The organism is Bowmanella yangjiangensis (assembly GCF_017255015.1).
GTDB lineage: Bacteria > Pseudomonadota > Gammaproteobacteria > Enterobacterales > Alteromonadaceae > Bowmanella > Bowmanella yangjiangensis.
Genome location: NZ_JAFKCS010000297.1, coordinates 1 through 987, shown reverse-complemented (window position 1 = coordinate 987; position 987 = coordinate 1). Strand labels below are relative to the sequence as shown.

Annotated in this window: 1 protein-coding gene and 1 pseudogene; one reads left to right on the top strand and one right to left on the bottom strand. The window is 64.9% G+C overall.

Annotated elements, in window-relative coordinates:
• Nucleotides 1-450 (top strand): REP-associated tyrosine transposase (locus J0A65_RS24110; protein ID WP_232850129.1); only part of this gene is annotated, 450 nt, incomplete at its 5' end.
• Nucleotides 451-519: 69 nt separating this feature from the next.
• Here J0A65_RS24110 and J0A65_RS24105 read toward each other — a convergent pair.
• A pseudogene (locus tag J0A65_RS24105) lies at nt 520-987 on the bottom strand (hypothetical protein); the annotation flags it as partial.

Here is a 987-nt window from a genome sequence, read left to right as displayed (position 1 = left end):
AACCACCGTGGCCATGCCCTGCGCCATGGACGCGTCTCGGACCCCGGCCGCGCCTACCTGCTGACCACGGTCACCCATGAGCGACATCCCATCTTTCAGGACTGGCAGCTGGCCAGGCTGCTGATTGCAGAGATGCGCCGCCTGCATGAGCGGCAACTCGTCCAGTCACTCGCCTGGGTCGTCATGCCCGACCACCTGCACTGGCTCGTCCAGTTGCAGGAGACATCACTGGCCAAGCTGGTACTGCAGCTCAAGTCCCGTAGCGCCATTGCCATCAACAAGGCGCGTGAAACCAGCGGCCGTATCTGGCAGAAGGGCTTTCACGACCACGCCCTGCGCCTGGAAGAAGACCTGACCGCTACGGCACGCTACATCGTTGCCAACCCGCTACGCGCCGGTCTGGTGAAACGTGTCGGTGACTATCCCCACTGGGATGCGATCTGGCTGTAGTGCCTCTCCTGTAGGAGCCGGCTTGCCGGCGATCATGGCGACGAAAGCGCATCGCCCGCAAGCGGGCTCCTACCAGGAGTGTGGCGTTACCTGCAAGCGATCGAGGTTGCAGGTACAGAGCAATCGCGTCGTGCTCGGTTCTGCCAGCAGGCACTCGGCAATCGCCGGCTCCAGCTCGGTACGTATTCGACGCGCCAGGGCGCGGGCGCCGAAACGTACATCGTGCTCACGGCACAACCAGGCGCGGGCGCTCGGTTCCAGATGCAGCGAACGGCCCTGGCGCGCAAGGCGCTGGTCCAGCTTGTCCAGTTCGATCTCCAGCAAGGCGTCCAGCCAGCGCTCGTCGACCCGCTCGAATACCAGGATGCGGTCGATACGGTTGAGCCATTCCGGCTCGAAACGCTCGTGCAGCACCTGCTCCAGCAGCGCCGCCTCCCCCTTCGGTGCCAGGCCCAGCCAGCGCCGCCAGCCACGACCGAAGCGCTCACGGTAGCGCTGCGCCTGCTGCGCCCCGACATTGCTGGTCATGAAGATCAG